21 protein-coding genes are annotated in these 16,226 nt (G+C 66.7%); 3 read left to right on the top strand and 18 right to left on the bottom strand.

The annotated features are described in order from the left end of the window. Window positions 1-16 precede the first annotated feature (16 nt). Window positions 17-664, top strand: coding sequence for an alpha/beta fold hydrolase (locus tag WG907_RS03925; protein ID WP_340231296.1), 648 nt, complete (start codon window positions 17-19; stop codon window positions 662-664). Between the two features lie 94 nt (window positions 665-758). Continuing rightward, the gene (locus tag WG907_RS03920; RefSeq protein ID WP_340231294.1) at window positions 759-1,388 is read left to right on the top strand and encodes a glutathione S-transferase family protein; all 630 of its coding nucleotides are present in this window, start codon (window positions 759-761) and stop codon (window positions 1,386-1,388) included. A 62-nt stretch (window positions 1,389-1,450) separates the two neighbouring features. Here WG907_RS03920 and WG907_RS03915 read toward each other — a convergent pair whose 3' ends face one another. The 12 genes from WG907_RS03915 to WG907_RS03860 form a co-directional block, all read right to left on the bottom strand. Further along, window positions 1,451-2,188: a Bax inhibitor-1/YccA family protein gene (locus WG907_RS03915; RefSeq protein ID WP_340231292.1), complete on the bottom strand. Its 738-nt coding sequence runs from the start codon at window positions 2,186-2,188 to the stop codon at window positions 1,451-1,453. Window positions 2,189-2,451: 263 nt separating this feature from the next. Continuing rightward, window positions 2,452-2,985, bottom strand: coding sequence for a superoxide dismutase family protein (locus WG907_RS03910; protein WP_340231291.1), 534 nt, complete (start codon window positions 2,983-2,985; stop codon window positions 2,452-2,454). Window positions 2,986-3,223: 238 nt separating this feature from the next. After that, the gene (locus tag WG907_RS03905; RefSeq protein WP_340231290.1) at window positions 3,224-4,306 is read right to left on the bottom strand and encodes an OmpA family protein; all 1,083 of its coding nucleotides are present in this window, start codon (window positions 4,304-4,306) and stop codon (window positions 3,224-3,226) included. 181 nt (window positions 4,307-4,487) lie between these two features. Next, window positions 4,488-4,991, bottom strand: a complete 504-nt coding sequence (locus WG907_RS03900; protein WP_340231288.1) for a DUF2793 domain-containing protein — start codon at window positions 4,989-4,991, stop codon at window positions 4,488-4,490. 36 nt (window positions 4,992-5,027) lie between these two features. After that, window positions 5,028-7,217, bottom strand: coding sequence for a phage tail protein (locus WG907_RS03895; protein WP_340231287.1), 2,190 nt, complete (start codon window positions 7,215-7,217; stop codon window positions 5,028-5,030). A gap of 4 nt (window positions 7,218-7,221) precedes the next feature. Beyond that, window positions 7,222-7,632, bottom strand: coding sequence for a peptidoglycan endopeptidase (locus WG907_RS03890; RefSeq protein ID WP_340231286.1), 411 nt, complete (start codon window positions 7,630-7,632; stop codon window positions 7,222-7,224). Further along, window positions 7,629-8,459, bottom strand: a complete 831-nt coding sequence (locus WG907_RS03885) for a phage/gene transfer agent baseplate hub protein (protein ID WP_340231285.1) — start codon at window positions 8,457-8,459, stop codon at window positions 7,629-7,631. The genes WG907_RS03890 and WG907_RS03885 overlap by 4 nt, the downstream gene beginning before the upstream one ends. Further along, window positions 8,456-10,786, bottom strand: a complete 2,331-nt coding sequence (locus tag WG907_RS03880; protein ID WP_340231284.1) for a DUF2460 domain-containing protein — start codon at window positions 10,784-10,786, stop codon at window positions 8,456-8,458. The genes WG907_RS03885 and WG907_RS03880 overlap by 4 nt, the downstream gene beginning before the upstream one ends. Next, the gene (locus WG907_RS03875) at window positions 10,783-11,340 is read right to left on the bottom strand and encodes a tail tape measure protein (protein WP_340231282.1); all 558 of its coding nucleotides are present in this window, start codon (window positions 11,338-11,340) and stop codon (window positions 10,783-10,785) included. The genes WG907_RS03880 and WG907_RS03875 overlap by 4 nt, the downstream gene beginning before the upstream one ends. A gap of 18 nt (window positions 11,341-11,358) precedes the next feature. Next, entirely contained in the window at window positions 11,359-11,556 is a 198-nt protein-coding gene (locus tag WG907_RS03870; RefSeq protein ID WP_340231281.1) for a phage tail assembly chaperone, read from the bottom strand. Continuing rightward, complete coding sequence (locus WG907_RS03865) at window positions 11,553-11,864, bottom strand: gene transfer agent family protein (protein WP_340231280.1); 312 nt, start codon at window positions 11,862-11,864, stop codon at window positions 11,553-11,555. The genes WG907_RS03870 and WG907_RS03865 overlap by 4 nt, the downstream gene beginning before the upstream one ends. Beyond that, on the bottom strand, window positions 11,861-12,268 hold the full coding sequence (locus WG907_RS03860; protein ID WP_340231279.1) for a phage tail tube protein: 408 nt from the start codon (window positions 12,266-12,268) through the stop codon (window positions 11,861-11,863). The genes WG907_RS03865 and WG907_RS03860 overlap by 4 nt, the downstream gene beginning before the upstream one ends. A gap of 56 nt (window positions 12,269-12,324) precedes the next feature. Between WG907_RS03860 and WG907_RS03855 the strand changes: the two genes are divergently transcribed. Continuing rightward, window positions 12,325-12,648 (top strand): hypothetical protein, encoded by a 324-nt coding sequence (locus WG907_RS03855; RefSeq protein ID WP_340231278.1) that lies wholly within the window; start codon window positions 12,325-12,327, stop codon window positions 12,646-12,648. A gap of 115 nt (window positions 12,649-12,763) precedes the next feature. Here WG907_RS03855 and gp17 read toward each other — a convergent pair whose 3' ends face one another. The 6 genes from gp17 to WG907_RS03825 are packed head-to-tail and all read right to left on the bottom strand — an operon-like array spanning window position 12,764 to window position 16,171. Next, a complete protein-coding gene (gp17, locus tag WG907_RS03850; protein WP_340231277.1) occupies window positions 12,764-13,162 on the bottom strand; it encodes a tail completion protein gp17 in 399 nt (132 codons plus the stop codon). After that, window positions 13,159-13,365: a hypothetical protein gene (locus WG907_RS03845; RefSeq protein ID WP_340231276.1), complete on the bottom strand. Its 207-nt coding sequence runs from the start codon at window positions 13,363-13,365 to the stop codon at window positions 13,159-13,161. Before WG907_RS03845 ends, gp17 begins: the two co-directional genes overlap by 4 nt. Further along, entirely contained in the window at window positions 13,362-13,880 is a 519-nt protein-coding gene (locus WG907_RS03840) for a head-tail connector protein (RefSeq protein ID WP_340231275.1), read from the bottom strand. The genes WG907_RS03845 and WG907_RS03840 overlap by 4 nt, the downstream gene beginning before the upstream one ends. Further along, complete coding sequence (locus WG907_RS03835; RefSeq protein ID WP_340231274.1) at window positions 13,880-14,158, bottom strand: phage fiber-tail adaptor protein; 279 nt, start codon at window positions 14,156-14,158, stop codon at window positions 13,880-13,882. The genes WG907_RS03840 and WG907_RS03835 overlap by 1 nt, the downstream gene beginning before the upstream one ends. Further along, on the bottom strand, window positions 14,155-14,322 hold the full coding sequence (locus WG907_RS03830) for a hypothetical protein (RefSeq protein ID WP_340231273.1): 168 nt from the start codon (window positions 14,320-14,322) through the stop codon (window positions 14,155-14,157). Before WG907_RS03830 ends, WG907_RS03835 begins: the two co-directional genes overlap by 4 nt. Further along, complete coding sequence (locus WG907_RS03825; RefSeq protein WP_340231272.1) at window positions 14,309-16,171, bottom strand: tail fiber domain-containing protein; 1,863 nt, start codon at window positions 16,169-16,171, stop codon at window positions 14,309-14,311. The genes WG907_RS03830 and WG907_RS03825 overlap by 14 nt, the downstream gene beginning before the upstream one ends. Window positions 16,172-16,226 lie beyond the last annotated feature (55 nt).

The raw sequence follows: 16,226 nt of genomic DNA, 5'->3' as shown, positions 1-16,226 counted from the left end.
GAATGGAGGAGAAGGATTGCCTGAAGGGGTCGTTCTCCTCCATGGTTTTGGTGGCATGCCTGTTCAAATGGCGCTACTGGGCCGGCGGCTGCGACGCACGGGTTATGCGATAATCAACCCGCATTATTCCTCCTGGCACTGGCCGGTAGAGCGGATCGTCGACGACCTGGCACCCCGGTTTGCACGCTTCGCCGATCAGGTCTCCACCATCCATTTCGTCGGCCACTCCATGGGCGGGCTGATTTTGCGCGCCGCCATCGCTCATCGGCGGCCGGACAATCTGGGGCGCGTCGTCACGCTGGGCACACCGCATGGCGGTAGCGAACTGGCCGATTTTCTTTACCGTTTGGGAATGCACGGTCCCTTCCTCAATCGCGCCGGACGGCTTTTGCGTTCGGCGCGCAGGCCGGGCGTCACGGCAATGCTTGGCGCGGTCGATTACCCCCTTGGCGTCATCGCGGGCAACCGGCCGCTCAGCCCGTCGCTCGCTGGTCTTCTCCTTCAGTCGCCGCACGACGGGCTCGTCAGCGTGGCGGCGACCCATATTGAAGGACAGACCGATCATCTCGTCCTGCCGGTTGACCATATGACGATGATTTATAGTGGCACCGTCGCTCGTCAGATCATTCATTTCCTCGCTGACAGACAGTTCCTTCGGGCCTGATCACAAGCCTATGGCGGCTCGGCACCTGGCCTGACTTCGTCCATGCGAACCTGCTAGAAGCACCTGACCCGACACCGGCGCAGGAGAACCGATCATGACCGACAGCATCATTTTCTACCATAATCCCATGTCGAGGGGGCAGATCGTACGCTGGATGCTGGAAGAGGTCGGGGCCGCCTATGAGACCGTCCTGCTCGACTACGAAGGTGGCATGAAAACGGCGGACTATCTCGCCGTCAACCCCATGGGTAAGGTGCCCGCGATCATCCACGAAGGACATATAGTCACCGAGTGCGCAGCAATCTGCGCCTATCTCGCCGACACCTTCCCCTCGGCGAACCTCGCACCCGCGCTCGACGACCGTGCCGACTATTATCGCTGGTTGTTTTTCGCCGCAGGCCCGGTCGAATCCGCCGTCACCAACAATGCGCTGGGTTTCGAAATTCCCGAGGGGCGCGAGCGCATGGCGGGCTATGGTTCGTTCGAGCAGGCGATAGCGACCCTGGAAAAGGCCGTATCGGGCGCAGCGTGGATTTGCGGCGACCAGTTCACCGCGGCAGACGTCTATGTCGGATCGCAGGTGGATTTTGGCCTGACCTTCAAGTCGATCCCCGCCACGCCTGTGCTGGAAGCCTATGCCAGCCGTCTGCGCGAGCGGCCGGCCTATAAGCGCCAGAAGGCATTTGATGCCGCACTCATCGAAGACATGCAGAAGCCGGCCTGACCGAAATAGAAAAGGGCCGGAGGATACTCCGGCCCTTTGTCTGCCTAATCTTGATTAGGGTATCAGTTGCGGCTGCTGCCCATGAAGCGCAGCAGGAACATGAACATGTTGATGAAATCGAGATAGAGGTTGAGCGCCCCCATCACCACCGACTTGCCCATCATGTCGGTGCCCGCAACATGCGCATAAATGCCTTTGATCTTCTGCGTGTCATAAGCGGTCAGCCCGGCGAACAGCAACACGCCGACGAAGCTGATGATCAGGTTCATCATGCTGGACTTGAGGAAAATATTGATGAGGCTGGCCACGAGCAGGCCCACCACGCCCATGATCAGGAAGGTGCCGAAACCCGAAAGATCCTTCTTCGTGGTATAGCCGAACAGGCTGAGGCCGGCGAAAGCCGCCGCCGTTGCAAAGAAGGTCTGCGCGATCGACGAACCTGTATAGACCAGAAAGATCGAGGACAGGGACAGCCCCATCACCGCTGCATAGGCCCAGAACAGCGCCTGAGCCGTGAATGTCGACATGCGCTGAATGCCAAAGCTCAGCGCCATAACGAAACCGAGCGGCGCGAACATGATCACATATTTGAGGATGCCGGGACCGGCGAGCAGCTGATAGGCAAGGCCACTCGACGCGAACAGCATCGCGACAAGGCCCGTCAGCAATACGCCGCTCGCCATATAATTATATACCGACAGCATATAGCTGCGCAGGCCCGCATCGAACGCCTCGCCGCGCGCGACGCTTGCGCCGCCGAAGCCGGCAATATCGGAACGGGGGTCAGACCAGTTGGCCATGGAATATCTCCTTCGTCGGCAATCTTCTGCCGGTCCGCTTATTATCGGCCACTACGGCCCGCAATTCAAGCATTGGTGTAAAAGACTTGCTGCCGGACGCTCCGGCTCTACCGCCGGTCATAACGACCAAATCGCTCGGTCGGCGGAACGAGCCAGAGCCATTTACTCAAGCGGCGTATCAGGCGCGCGATCAAATCGCAGGTCCGCTCTCCGCCCGCTGCGCTCCATCGCCGAAGCAGCCATCGTCGCCTGTACGCCCCAGCCTATTGAACTTTCAGCACGCCACAGGCGACCCGCCCGCCTGCGTTTCCGGCCGGATCGCTCACATTGTCGTCAGGCTTTGCGTGAACGACCACAGCCGCGCCGTCGGCATCCAGCAGGGGCGTGGCGCCAGCCGCCAGTTGACCGTCCGGGATCACATAGTCCAGGCGCCCCGTTCCGTCCACCGCAGCCAGCATATTGGGCATGTCGCCCATATGCATGCCAGCGGGATTATCCTTGCCATGCTTGTGCCCGGTCGGGTTCCAGTGCCCGCCCGCGCTGGCGAAATCGGGTGGGGAACACAGGCCGATCATATGCAGATGCACGGCGTGAACCCCGGGGGTCAGACCCGTCGCCATGACGGTGACATGCAAGCCATCCTCCGCCTGAACGATGGTCGCCGATCCGTGACTGGCGCCGTCGCTGCCGGACAATTGCGCGCTGGCGGACGGCCCGGCGGCGGGCTGCGCCGTCGTTGCGCAACCACCAGCAGCCAGGAGTAAGGGCAGGCTCAAAAATATCGGCGCGATTCTCATAAGCTGCTCCCACGTGGCGATGATATGCCGAACGTTATGACGGCATATTTGTTGCGAAGCCGATAATATTTGCGATGCCACTGACCCGCGTCCCGCGAGCGCCGCCAATCTGCAAAAGCGCACATCCACACATCCGCACATCCGCGAGTTGCACCTCAGTCCGCGGCTTGCGCAAAGAAAAAGGGCCGGTCTTTCGACCGGCCCTCTTCTGCTTCCTCCATTGCTGAAGGAAATCTGATTACTGACCCGAACCCGGACCGTAGGTGATTTCCACACGACGGTTCTGCAGTTCGCGAACACCATCGGCAGTCTCGACGCGGGGGTTCGATTCACCGAACGCCTGGGTCGTGATCACACCATCAGGGATGCCCTTCGACGCGATATATGCCTTAACAGCATCAGCGCGACGCTGCGACAGACCGACGTTGTACGATGCCGAACCCGAGCGATCCGCATAACCCGCCAGCATGACCTGGGCGCTGCCGCAGTTGCTGTAGGCCGAAACCGCGTTGTCCAGAATGGTGGCAGCGTCAGGCGTAACGTCCGACTTGTCCCATTCGAAGAACACGATGTACGGTCCGGGGCTGCATTCCGCGACTGGCGGAGGCGGCGGCGGAGGCGGCGGAGGCGGCGGGGGTGGCGGCGGGGGCGGCGGAGGTGCCGCCGGTTCGCCGAAGTTGTACGTCAGACCCAGCAGCAGGCTGTGCGTGCGCAGCTTGGTTTCCCCAGTCGAACCAGCGGCACCGTAGATGCTCTGATAAGCCGGGATGACCTTGATCTTGTTCTGGTTGAAGAAGCGATACTTCAACGACAGATCGACATGGCTGGTCAGCGGATAGCGAACGCCAGCCAAGCCCTGCCATGCGAAACCGGTGTCGGTGTCGTTCACGATATCGTTGGCAAGCTTGGCGCGCGAAACGCCCGCACCGCCGCCGACGAAGCCCTGAAGGCCATCATCCGAACCGAAGTCGAGCAGGCCGTTGACCATGAACGACAGGGCCGAAGCCGCACCGCCAAAACCGCCGCCGGTCTTGTCGAAATCGATCTTGGCGCGCTTGTAGGCCGCTTCGGCTTCCAGACGGAAACCACCGAAGTCGTAACCGATATTCGCGTCGAAATCATAACCCTTATGATAATCGATCGACGGAACGGCACGGGGGCCGAACGCGCTCGCCGGAGGCAGCGTGTCGAAGGTCAGGTTCTGGTCTTCAACCAGCATGACGCCGGCATCGACGCCGACATACCAGCTGTCGTCGCGCGCAAAGGCCGGTGAGGCCAGAACGCTGGTCGCAAGAGCAGCCGCGAGGGCAAGCTTCCGCATATGAATTCCCCTTTCAAAAGTGTCACGAAGGACTGCTGAAACCCTGTATATTCAAGAAGGTTTCATGGCAAGTCGACATTTGCGGGAACCGTTGCAAAAATGGCGCAGTGGCAGGCGTTTCAGGAGTATATATTCGCTATGATCATATAGGATGCAAAGAATCTGTAATATTAAATTCCTCTTAAGAAGCAATGAGGCCGTGATCGCGCAGCGCAGTCAAAATGGCGTCGATGGTCGTCCGCGCATTCTCATCAATAGTCGCGCCGCCGGCTGGCCCCGCTATGGCTGCCCTTTGTTCACCAACAACTCTGTGTCCGGCCAGATATAGTCCTTCCTCGCGCAGGCGTTCGTCCAGCCAGGCCGATCCGTCCCAGCTCATTCGGTGTCCCCTGTCGGCTACCAGCACCGACAATCCCTCGCAGGCAGCGAAAAAGCGCCATCCGCCGTCGGTCCAGCACGCCACACTGTTCGCCCGCCCTGCCCATGCGCCGCTCGCGCCGGGCGCCACGATCCAGCATTGTCCGACGATCGGCGATCCCGGCGGCGTCGCCAGATCAGCGCTCGCCGCCACCCCATGCAGCAGGGCATCGATAGCGGTCAGTGCTTCATTATGGAAAACTTCCTTCTGCGCCTGGCCCGCGAACAGCAGCGGCAGCGCCAAGCGGGCGGTGGCATCGGTCGTCATGGTCGAAATCCTCGGTCTGGAGAAAAGTTCACGCAATCACAGATTGATCATGATGGTCGCCGCCCGGCCCATGGCGCGCGCACCGATCTGGCGGATTTCCACGGTCACGGTGCCCGAAGCGCCGTCATCCGCAATCATCGCGGAGTCATAGCTCCAGACGGGCAAAACCGATTCCGCGCTTCGAATCGGCACCGCGCCATCCATTATCCGCAGCGCATAGCGCTCGCTTTCCTCGGCGAGCGGCACGTCGCTGCCGCTGCTCCAGCGCCAGCCGGCGCGGCTCCGCCTGGTCCAGCCGATCACCCAGCCGCCGCTTTGCGCCCGCGCGGTCAGATGCACCGGCGACGGCGGGATCAACGCTTCGCCGGTCAGCGTCACCGCCGCCTCCGCCGGTTCGACATCGCCGATGCCGATCGCCGCCAGTCGCACGGGTTCGCCGATGTCGCCGTCCATGCCCATCGCCGCGAGCGGGTCGATCACCCTGTCCTCCTCCAGCACCAGAAAGGCAGCGCCGGATGCCTGACCCATCGCCCATTCGGTCCCGCGCAACCCCCGGCGCAACCTGCTCAGGCGAAAGCGCGCGGGGCCAATCTGCACGGCATGGCCGAACTGGATAAGTTCCTTCCCGACCAGACACAGGTTTCGCCCCAGTGAAAGCGCTGCCTCGTCGGCCGGCAGCAACAGCATATCCTCGGCCAGCAAGGTGACGGTCATGCTATTTTTCTCGTCGACCAGCGTGATGCTGCCGGCGTCAAGCGCGGCATCCAACGTCCCCATGACGGCACGCAACGGGGTGCGTCCGATCGGTACGGCCTCACCGCTGGCGCTCGTGGCGAACAGTGCCGCACTCCGCCAGCCGGGCCCGCCGCTTGCCGCCGCCACGACGGCCGGCGCGCTCGCCACGCCGTCCTTAAGCGCCGGCAGGTCCGCCAGCATCAATGTCGTCTGCCCATGCGGCGCATCGGTCTGGCGCACGATCACCCCGGACGAGGCCCCTACAGGCACGCTGCCGCCGACGCCCCGCGTCCGGCGCAGCGCCAGCCGCACCGCCATCGCCTCCCATTCGCGCTCCTCGATCCGCCAAAGCCCGGACTCGCCCTCGACCGTCACGACCGTGCCGGGTTCGAACGCCAGCGCTTCCCACCCGCAGCGCAGCGTCATCGTCGCCCTGCCCGTCCACATTTCGCCCAGCCGCCGCCCGGTCAGCCCGCGCGCGGCATCGGCGGACAGCACGGCAGGCAAGTCGACGCCCCGCTCCGCCCGGCCCGGTCCCGGTCGTGTCGACCGTTGCACACCCGTGCGATAATCTCGCTCCGCGTCATAATAGCGCATCGAAAGCGCGACCGGCGCCGTTTCCGCCGCCTCGACCGATCGCTCGATAGCGTCGAGTGCCCGACCGTTCACCGCCCGGCACAATATTTCCCCGCCGATCTCGCCCTCGCCCGTCAGCGCCGCCGCTTCCAGCACAAGCCCATCCTCGCTCGCCAGCAGCGCCAGCCCCTGCGCCTCGATCAGCGGCGCGATCGCCTCGCCGATATCGCGCCCTTCCGCGGCATAGCCATCGACGCTCGCCAGTCCGGCGCCGGAAAGCGCGCCCTCGCTCAGCACGGACGCGATCTCCCCGATCGACATCGCGCCGTCATCGGCCTCCACCTCGAAGGTCAGCGACGGAATGCGATTGCCATAATCGGCCAGCGCCAGATCCTCGAACAATGCATAGGCGACCCCGCGATGCGCCGACGTCCGCGCCACCCCCTGCGCCGAAGCGATCAGCGGATCGACCGGCTGATCCTCGCCGCCATCATGCAGGCGGAATGCCCCCAGCTCGGTCTTGAAGTCCCCCGCCGCCCCGCGCAACAGATTGCCATCGGCCCAGATGCGCTTCACCGACCGCACCTGGCGCGCGGACAACGCCACCGCAAAGCTCGCCGAATAGGCATAGGTGGTGACACTCGGGCGCCCCTTGCCCCCGCCGCTCTTGCTCTTGGTCTCGCGCAGGTCGGTGGCCCAGACGACGGTGCCCGCGACCCGGATAGTCCCGAACAGCTTCGGTATCTGCGAGCCATAGGTCGATGTCTGCAATTGCAGGTCGTTGAGGCGCGGCCCCTCGCGGCCCTTGGGCTTGAACAGCACGGCATGATCGAACGCGTTGCCGATCAGCCCACCAAGAGCCGCCCCGATCGGCCCGAACACCGATCCCACGGCGGTAAGCACCAAAGTGGCCATTCCTTCACTCCTCGATTGCGCGCCAGATGCCGATCACCGGCCAGGGCGAAGCGCCGGGACATTCCACCACCCGGCCCAGTCCCGCATGGGCGTGGACAAAGCCGCCCGGCACGGCGATCATCAGATGCAGTTGCACCGGCCCCGGCCGCACCAGCGCCAGATCGCCGGGCCGCATCTCCGCGACCTCGGCCAGCCCCGCCGCAGCCAGCCACGCCCGGACCCGCGCGATATCGTTCAGCCGCAGCCCATAGGCCGGGGGCAATGCGCCGCGATGCCCGGCCCGCTCGAAGGCCAGCGCCGCAATCCCGACGCAATCCACGCCCCGCCGCTCGTCGCGGCCATGCAGGCGAAACGGCGCGCCGATCAGCCCGCGTGCCTGCGCAGCCACCGCCGCGCCCAATATGTCGCCCCTCACGCGCCGGGATAGCGCGTCAAAAGGTCTGTGCCCGGCAGATAGGGTTCGCCCCGGAAATTGAGCGCATTGGCAAAGCGCGTCGCGCAGGTCTCCATCTGCCGGTCGCAGCCTTCGGTCAGCAGCGCCAGCGTCCCCGCCTCGACCGCGTAGGGCGGCGGATCGACCAGCATCACGCTGTCCGCGCCATTATCGGCCACCCCCTGCACGATGCCGCCATTCGCCCCGCTCAGCCAGCGCAGCGTGCCAAAGGCATAATCGCCCGCCGTGAGGCCCGAGGCCGCCACATCCGCACCCTCGACCCCGGCGACGGTCACGATCCGCCGCCGCGCGGCCAGGTCCACCCGGCACTGCCGGTCCCCCAGCGCCGCCCGGCAGTCGGGCGAGGTCGACGGCGCGACCGCCTGCCCCAGCACCGCCGCCGCGCCCACCAGTTCGGCGGTGAACGCCCCGCCCCTGCGCCCCACCGCGCCCAGTTCGCCGCGCGCCAGCAACAGCCACAGCGCGCCGGGCGACTCCCACTCGGTCAGCCGCAATTCCAGCGCCGCCCCGTCCCAACGACCGGCGGTCAGGTCGGCCTCGTTGATCGCATCCGCCACCAGCGCGCCCTCGACATCGGTATCGCCACCCTCGGCCGTTATTCCGCCGCGCACCGCCGCCGGCCGCATCCCCGGCGCGGCGCGATAGCGCATCCCGCCGATCACGAGGTCGCGATCATGGCTGGTCAGCCCGATACAGACCCCGTCGCGCCGCTCCAGCCGCCAGCAAAAAGCCAGCGTGCACAAGGGCTTGCCCAGTATCGTTTCAATGCTCTCTTCCCCGCCGCTCATTCGCGGATCTCCACCAGCGGCACCGATGGCGCCTCGCCCGCCGCAAAGGTCGCGCGGTTAATATCCAGTCGGTCCTCGGCAAAGCGCACCGGTACGTCGAAGCGGAACCCGGCGGTCAGCACCGCGCCCACCGCCGGCGCATGGTCGAACGCGATGACGCCCAATGCGCCAAAGCTCCAGCCGGCCATCGCCTCGACGCCATCGACCGCCACCCTGACGCTCCCCGCCACCGGCCGGGTGACGATCCGGCTTTGCGCCTCTTCGCCTTCGCCATAATAGCGGGTCAGCTGGAAATGCGTCCGCACCCCGTCGCCGATCCCCAGCCGCTGGTCGATCGGCCCCGGCGCCTCGCCATGGCCGCAACTGCGGTCGTCATAGGGATCGGTAAAGCGAAATCCCCGCGCCGCCCCGCGCCGCGCCCGGAAAAAGGTGATCAGCGCGGCGATGTCCGCCTCCGATCGCACCCCCGGCCCGGCATCGAAGGACAGCCGCGCATCGGCCCAGTCGCTGCTCCGCCGCTCATGCCCGGACGGGCTTTCCACAATCTGCGTCGAAAAGGCCGGCGACAAGCTCGCCTCGCGCCCGATCGCCAGCGGAAACGCCACATCGTCAAAGGCTTGCATATCCTTGTCCCCACTCAATCTGAAACAGGTAAAGCCATCGCGCGCGACCTGCGGCAGCGCCCAGATGAAAGTCGCCGCCGTGCCTCGCTCCACCGACGCCTGCGCCGCCGCCGCGATTGCGCGCCACTGCGCCGTCTGGTCGGGCCGCAGCACGAAGCCGGAAAAATAATGCTGCTCCGCGATCGGATAGCCCAGCCGCGCCGTCGCCAGCGCCACGCCGCGCGCGGTCTGCCCCGGCCGCTCCTCCGTCACCCAGTCATAATCTTCCAGTTGCAGCACGTCGAAAGCCGGCGACGCCCAGCCGACCGGCATGTTCGCCCGCTTGGCCTCGGGCGCCAGCGGGTCGAGGATCGTCGGCAGATAGGCCAGAAGATGCGTCACCGCTTCGGGCGCCACCGCCTTCACCGCCGCGCACAGCGCCGCCGTCGACGCCGCCAGCATTGCCCCCGCCGCATCCAGCAACGCCAGTTGCGGGCCGCTCATCGCCTCCCGCACGTCCGGGATCGCCACCGGGCTGCCCCCGAACGCCGCGCGCGCCGCATCGTCATACAGGCAGATGCGCCCATCGCCCGGCATCACCCACCACCATGGCTCGCCGACCTGAAACAGAATCGGCAAATCCGCCGACAACCCGATGGAAACAAAGGCTCCGGCGACCGCCTGCAAATAACCCATCGCCCCGCCATGGGCCGGCGATAGCAAGGTCGATGGCGGCGACCAGCCGGTCAGCGCCGGGTCGCCATTCGCCGCCCGCTGCTTCCAATCGTTCCAGCAATGTGCGTCGAACAGCTCATAAGAGAGCGACCAGATCACCCCCAGCCCCAACGCCTTTGCCCGCTGCGCGAAGTCCGCATGCCACGCCGCGCAAGGCGCATTCAGCACGCCGCCTGTCAGGCTGACATACAGCCCGCCGCCTGCCCGTTCGAGCCGGAAATAATGGCTCATGCCGACATAATGATTGATCGCCCCGCGATAGCCGAGCGCATGGATCGCCGCGACGATCCGCTCGGGCGTCTGGTTGAACCCGTCATCATAGCCGGTCGCCATGCTGAGCCCATGTTCGGGCACCATCACATCGCCTACGCTCAGCACCGATCCCGCGCCGTCGCACCGCATCTGCGACAGTTCCGCCCAGCCCTCCGCACCCGCCGCAAAGGGCATGTCTCCCGCATCATAGCCCGGCGCGACCAGCGAAATGAACATGCGATCGACATCGCCCGCCCACACCGGATCGGCCTCGCCCGGCAACAGGAAGCCACCGTCCAGATCGGCGAAATCGATCGCAATCTCGGCATCTTCCGGCGATCCGTTCGCATAATTCCACAACCGCACATACCAGGCCCGCGGATTTCCCTCCACATCGCGCCCCTCGATCGTCAGCGTCGGCCCATGCGTCTCGTCCAGCCGCCGCAGCCCGCCGCTGCGCCAGCGGAACCGCAGCACGCATTGGCGAAAATCCCGCGCCGTCTCATAGGCCAGCAGCGGATGGCTCCATACATCCTCCGCCTCCCAGATCAGCCCCGCCAGATCCCCCGACCCGTAAAAGACGCAATCCACCCGCAATGCGTCCGCCGCGGTCGTGACGACGCTCGCCATCATCGGCCGGGGAAAATTGACGGTCCAGTGCGTCGGCGCGAACCGCTTGATAAAGCGCGTCTCCTGCCCCCGCCGCGCGTCCGCCAGCCAGTAATCGATGCCGCTCATCCGTTCAGTGCTCCCCTCACCGCCCGCGCCACCTGCCGCGCGCTGCGCGCCAGCAGTCTCGGCTCGCTGTCCCCGCCCCGCCCGCTGACGGCAATGCTCACCCGCACATCGCGCCCGCCGCCCGCGCCATGCGCCAGCACCTGTCCGCTCATCGTAGGTACGAACAGCTCCGGCCCGCGCTCGCCGACTATATAAGCGCGCCCCGGCGACACCGGCCCGCCGGTCGCCCGGCCCGGCAGCCCGAGCGCCGATCCCAGCAGCGACGACCCCATATTGAGCAGCCCCCCGCCACCGCCGACGCTGCCCATCGCCGTCTTGAGCGCGCTCGCCGCGATATCGTCCAGCACGCCGATCGCGATGCGCTTCAGGTCCTCGAACCCGAACTTGCCGGTGCGCGCCGCGCGCAGCAGCCCCTGTTCGATCCGCCGCCCCGCCCGCTCCGCCCCCGTCGCCAGCGGACCTTCCATATCCGCCCGCATCGCATCGACATCGCGGCTCAACCCCTGCGTGTCGGCGCGCACGCGCACGACCAGCGTCTCGATTTCCTCGTCCATCTCGCCCTCCCATCCAGATCAGTCCGGCATCCCCGCCATCAGCCGCGCCAGATCGCCGGCGTCCACGCCCTCGCCGGCGACATCCTCGCTCCGCGCCGCCAGCAATACGCTTTCCAGTTCCGCCGGGGTCGCCCGCCAAAATTCATGCGGCCGCCATCCGAGCAGCCACCCCGCGACGCCGGCCAGCCGCGCCGCGTCCTCGGCAAAGCGCTTCACTTGCCCGCCAATATCTTCTGCAAAATGGCCTTGAGCACCGGCGTCACCCGCGCCAGCCCCACCGCGACGATCGCCTCGCCCAGCCCCTCGCGCGTCAGCCCCCCGTCGCGCTCGACCAGACAGTGCCAGAACAGCCCGGCCATCTCGCCCAGCGTCAGCTTCCCGTCGGCCGCCCGCTCGACCAGCGCGAACAGCGGCCCCAGTTCCTCCTCCGCCGCCACCAGCGCGCCGAAGCTCGGCCGCAGCGTCAGCCGCGCCCCGCCGATCTCCAGCGCCACCTCGCCCCGCACCGGGTTGGCCCCGCTCACAGGCTCACCACCGCACCGGAGCTTTCCAGGCTCAGCGCATAATTGCGCTCGCCATTATAGTCCCCGGCATAGTCGAGCCGCGTGACCAGGAATTTCCCCCGCATCCGCTCGCCGCTCTCGAAGCTCAGTTCATAATCGTCGATCGTGCCCGACAGCGCATGATTGCGAATGCGCACTTCCGCCGCCGATCCGGTGAATATCCCCGCCGCTGATACGCTGACCGATCGCACGCCCGCGCCCGACAGCAATTCGCGCCAGCCCCCTGAATCCTTGCTGGTGATGTTCACCGCCTCGCCATTGACGGACAGTTGCGTGGTGCGCATCCCCGCCACCGTGGCATAGGCGACCGGCGACCCGCCATCGCCCACTTTCAACAGAAACGCGCTTCCTTTTTCGACGCCCATGGCGCATTCTCCTTCTCAGATAAACCGGTTCAGAATCGGGATGAGGAGAGGTTCAGATGTTGATTGCCGCACCGCTTGCGATGATGCTCGCCACCGCGCCTTCGGCTGATGCCGTGGGCGCCGGGCGCAAGGCCTTTTCGGCCTGCCTGGAAGCGCAGATCGAACCCTCGCTCAAGACGAAGCCGACGCTTGCCGACTTCACAGCCTTGCTCAAGGCCAAATGCGGCGACAAGGAAGCCGCCTTCCGCACCGCGATCCTCGCCGCCGACAAGGCGGACGGCATGTCGCTCAAGGACAGCCAGTCGGACGCGGACGATCAGGTCACCGAATATGTCGACAAGATCACCGCCGAATATGAGGATTATGCGAAGTCGCCCTGAGCGGCACTTCTCGCGCCCTTAAGCGGGATGCGTCACCTCAGATCGTCTTGTTCCCCGGCGCACGCCGGGGCCCATGAGTCCCGCAGAACGACACTTGTGCGACACCCAAAATCCCTCATACGTCCCGCACCACGCGCAGCCGATAATCCACCACCGCCTGCCACGCTTCCGCGCCGCTCTTTGCGACCCGCGATCGCAACAGCCGCGTGGCAACGATCCGCCATCCGTCCGCAGGGGCCTGCATCGCCCGCAGCACCGGATCGATCCGCGCCAGCAGCGGCGCGAGCCGCCCCGGCGCGGGTCCCGCATCATGCAGGCTGATCGACAGGCGCAACTCGCGCCCGTCCACATCCTTCGCCCCCCAGTCCGCGCCCAGACAGTCGCCGACCACGCCATAGGGCGCACTCGCCCGCACCGGCGCGCCGTCGAACAGGCCGTTGAGCCGGTCCATCAGCGCGGCGTCGCCCCGTAAAGCGTCGATCACCGCGCCCCGAATCGCCAGTTCCGCGCTCATCGCTCGCCCCTCCCCGCCCCGCGCAACGCAAGGTCATTCATCCACCGCCGCATCAGCCCACGCCCGGACAGGCGCACGCGCTCGTCCTCCACCGCCACCTGCTCGACCCCCTGCCCGATCATCGCGAGCGCGATTGCCTCGCGCAGGCGCGCCGCCCGCGCCTCTGCCAGACCCGCGATCCGCCGCACCAGCCCCGCCCTCATGCCAGTCGCATCCGCCGCCACGGCCGCCACAGCGCGCTCACCACCGCCGGCGGCGTACCGACATCGCCGTTGCGCGCCGAAAAATGCTCCGCCGCCAGCCGCACGATCCCCTGCCGGATCGGCTCGGGCAGGCCGTTCAGCTCCAGCGCCAATCCCGCGCGATAGCGCACCGTCAACAACCCGCTGCCCACCGGTCGCACCGCGCGCACCCACCCTTCGCCCAGCGCATCGATATCGACCGCATAGGCATCGACCGGCAGCACATCGCCCGCGCTCGCAACGGACAGGATTTCGACCACCGGACGCGCCGACAGCCGCCGCCACGCATCGGCCGCCACCGTTTCCTGGCCTTCGCGAATGATCAGCCACTGGCCGATAAACTGCTCGCACAGCGCCGTGGCGCCGCGCAGCAGCCCGGCCAGCACCGCATCCTCGTCCCCGGTTTCGATCCGCAGATAGGCTTTCAGTTCCGCCAGCGCCGCGCCCGGCGCGCCCTGCTCTGTTTCCGCCAGCATCAGCGCTCCTCCACGCGAAAATGGATCGACCGCTCGTCGATCTGCCCATCGGACAAGGTCACCTGGTTGGTGACGCGATACAGCCGCCCGGCCAGACCGCCGCTCATGCGGCCGCTGGTCCGGGTCGGCTCGAAAGCGTGGTCGATCACGGCAAGTCCGCCATCCTCATCCGGCGTGACCGACCAGCTGCTGGCGATAATCTCCTGCCCCGCCAGATAGGCGGACCAGTCGATCGCATGGTCGATCCGCCCGTGCGGGTCCTTGATATGCAGGCTCATCGGATCTTGCTCCCCTGTTCCGTCCCGACCATGTCGGTGCGGACGTCGCCGACGGCGCGCGTCTGCTGCGACGGCCGCACCCCGCTTCGCCACGGTCCGCTCCATCTGTCCTCGCCCCGAATGTCGCCCATCGGGCGCGCCCCTACCGGCTCACCCTGCGGCATCGTCACCTCCGGAAATCATCGCTTCGATGCGGTCCATTCGCCGCCGCTGCCACGCGGCCTCGACAGCGAAACATTCCTCATAACGCAGGCCCCACCGGTCGCCCGCCTCACGCGCGGGCTGAACCGTCGCGCCCAGCGCGTCGCATTCTTCCGGGATCGCCTCCCATGCGTCGTGGCACACCAGCCCCAGCCGCACCGCCGCGCCCGCGCCAAGCCGCCCGTCGATCGCGTCGCGCACCTGCTGGGCGACAAGCCCGAAATGCCATCGCGCTCCCTCGCCCTTCTGCTCGAACGCATCGCGAAAGCGGTAGCGCCGCCACTCCACCTCGCCCCACGCGTCCAGCAGCCCATCGTCCACCGCCCCGATGTCGCGCTTGTCACGCGCGTCGGACGTGTTGATCGTACTGGTGCCCGCATAGAGGACGGACCAGCGCTGGCTGCCGAGCCCCAGCGACCGGCTATTGTCCGTCGACGGATAGGCATGGCCTTCGAGCACGATATTGCCGCTCGCTCGGCCGACCGAAATCGCCGTGCCCAAAAATACGCCGCCATCGGAATAACGGTTTACGATCAGGTCGGACCCCGCATTGCTGCCGCTTTCCGCGCCGTTGGTGCGGCCGACCGACCAGCGGTTGAGGCTGCCCGTCTGGAAATTCAGTCCCACCGAATAGCCCGCATCGGCGGCCAGCGGAATCGCCACCGCACTTGCCGCGCCCGCGCGCGTCACGCCCAGCGACGCCAGTCCCGTAACCCCACCGCCGGTGATGGATATGCTGGCGCTCGCCTGCGTGGCGATGCTGCCCAGACCCAGCGTGCCGCGCGCCGTGGCCGCATCGGCATCGTCGATCAGGCTCCGGCCGAATCCCGTCAATGTCGCGAGCGCGGCCGTCCCGCCACCGGTCCAGTAGGCGATGCGATCCGCGACCGTCGTAAGGCCGGACAAGGCCGCCAGATTGGCGGACCAGCCTTGCACGTCGCTGCCGATCGCCAGCCCCAGATTGCCCCGCGCGCCCGCCGCGCTGACGGCGCCCGTGCCGCCGCTGCCGATCGCCAGCGTTCCTCCCAGCGTCAGCGAACCGCTGCCCGTCACCGGCCCGCCGGCCACGGTCAGACCAGTGGTTCCCCCGCCAATGCCGACGCTCGTGACGGTGCCGGCGGTGCTGCTGGTGCCAGCGCCGATATAGGCGCGCAGCCCCGCCGCGTCCGCCTGCGTCAATGCGCCCCGCCCAAAGGCCGTGGTCGGCAACGCCGCGATCGCCGCCAGATCCGTATCGAAAGCCTGCACGTCGCTGCCGATGACCAGTCCGATCGCCGCCCGCACCGCACCGGCGTCGACCGCGCCGATCATCGCGCGCCCCTGTGCGCTCACGGGCGTCAGTCCCGCCGTCCCCGCGCCGGTCCAATAGCTCATATGGTCGGCGGCGCTTGCCTGACCAGCGATCGCGCTCAGATTTGCGCTCGCGGCCTGCTTGCCCGCCAGCGCCGCAGGCAGGCCGACAATCTCGGCCATGGCGTGGCCATGCTCCTCGATCGCCCGCGCCCAGGCCGCATGCAACGCCAGCCCCACGCGTTTTTCGCCGGCCGTGAAATCCACCGCCATCCCGTCTGCGGATGACGCGGCGGGCAGGCGCACCAGTCGCCCGCCATCGTCCAGCACGCCCGTCCCCGCCTCCCATTGGGACGGATCGGCAATCCCCACGATCACATAGGGAAATTCCACGCCCTCGTTAACCGCATCGGCAAAGGCGCGATAGCCCGACAGCGGCCCGCCCAGCACCAGCGGGCCCGCGCCCATATCGTAACAGACCTCGCGCACCAGGTCCGCCATCTCAAGATCGGTGATCGCCACGCCCGTCCCCCACAAAAAAAAGGGGGAGCGCCCGTGGACGCTCCCCCCATCATTT

This window comes from Sphingobium fluminis (assembly GCF_037723805.1).
Lineage (GTDB): Bacteria > Pseudomonadota > Alphaproteobacteria > Sphingomonadales > Sphingomonadaceae > Sphingobium.
The sequence above is the reverse complement of the archived record's forward strand: the minus strand, read 5'-3'. Positions and strand labels throughout refer to the sequence as shown.

Coding starts and splice junctions, on each gene's coding strand:
- WG907_RS03835 (WP_340231274.1), bottom strand. CDS start 14,158: ATGAGCCTGCATATCAAGGACCCGCACGGGCGGATCGACCATGCGATC.
- WG907_RS03880 (WP_340231284.1), bottom strand. CDS start 10,786: ATGAGCGGCATCGATTACTGGCTGGCGGACGCGCGGCGGGGGCAGGAG.
- WG907_RS03920 (WP_340231294.1), top strand. CDS start 759: ATGACCGACAGCATCATTTTCTACCATAATCCCATGTCGAGGGGGCAG.
- WG907_RS03915 (WP_340231292.1), bottom strand. CDS start 2,188: ATGGCCAACTGGTCTGACCCCCGTTCCGATATTGCCGGCTTCGGCGGC.
- WG907_RS03885 (WP_340231285.1), bottom strand. CDS start 8,459: ATGAGCGGCGGGGAAGAGAGCATTGAAACGATACTGGGCAAGCCCTTG.
- WG907_RS03860 (WP_340231279.1), bottom strand. CDS start 12,268: ATGGGCGTCGAAAAAGGAAGCGCGTTTCTGTTGAAAGTGGGCGATGGC.
- WG907_RS03910 (WP_340231291.1), bottom strand. CDS start 2,985: ATGAGAATCGCGCCGATATTTTTGAGCCTGCCCTTACTCCTGGCTGCT.
- WG907_RS03900 (WP_340231288.1), bottom strand. CDS start 4,991: ATGACGACCGATGCCACCGCCCGCTTGGCGCTGCCGCTGCTGTTCGCG.
- WG907_RS03840 (WP_340231275.1), bottom strand. CDS start 13,880: ATGCTGGCGGAAACAGAGCAGGGCGCGCCGGGCGCGGCGCTGGCGGAA.
- WG907_RS03855 (WP_340231278.1), top strand. CDS start 12,325: ATGTTGATTGCCGCACCGCTTGCGATGATGCTCGCCACCGCGCCTTCG.
- WG907_RS03830 (WP_340231273.1), bottom strand. CDS start 14,322: ATGCCGCAGGGTGAGCCGGTAGGGGCGCGCCCGATGGGCGACATTCGG.
- WG907_RS03895 (WP_340231287.1), bottom strand. CDS start 7,217: ATGGCCACTTTGGTGCTTACCGCCGTGGGATCGGTGTTCGGGCCGATC.
- WG907_RS03905 (WP_340231290.1), bottom strand. CDS start 4,306: ATGCGGAAGCTTGCCCTCGCGGCTGCTCTTGCGACCAGCGTTCTGGCC.
- WG907_RS03845 (WP_340231276.1), bottom strand. CDS start 13,365: ATGAGGGCGGGGCTGGTGCGGCGGATCGCGGGTCTGGCAGAGGCGCGG.
- gp17 (WP_340231277.1), bottom strand. CDS start 13,162: ATGAGCGCGGAACTGGCGATTCGGGGCGCGGTGATCGACGCTTTACGG.
- WG907_RS03875 (WP_340231282.1), bottom strand. CDS start 11,340: ATGGACGAGGAAATCGAGACGCTGGTCGTGCGCGTGCGCGCCGACACG.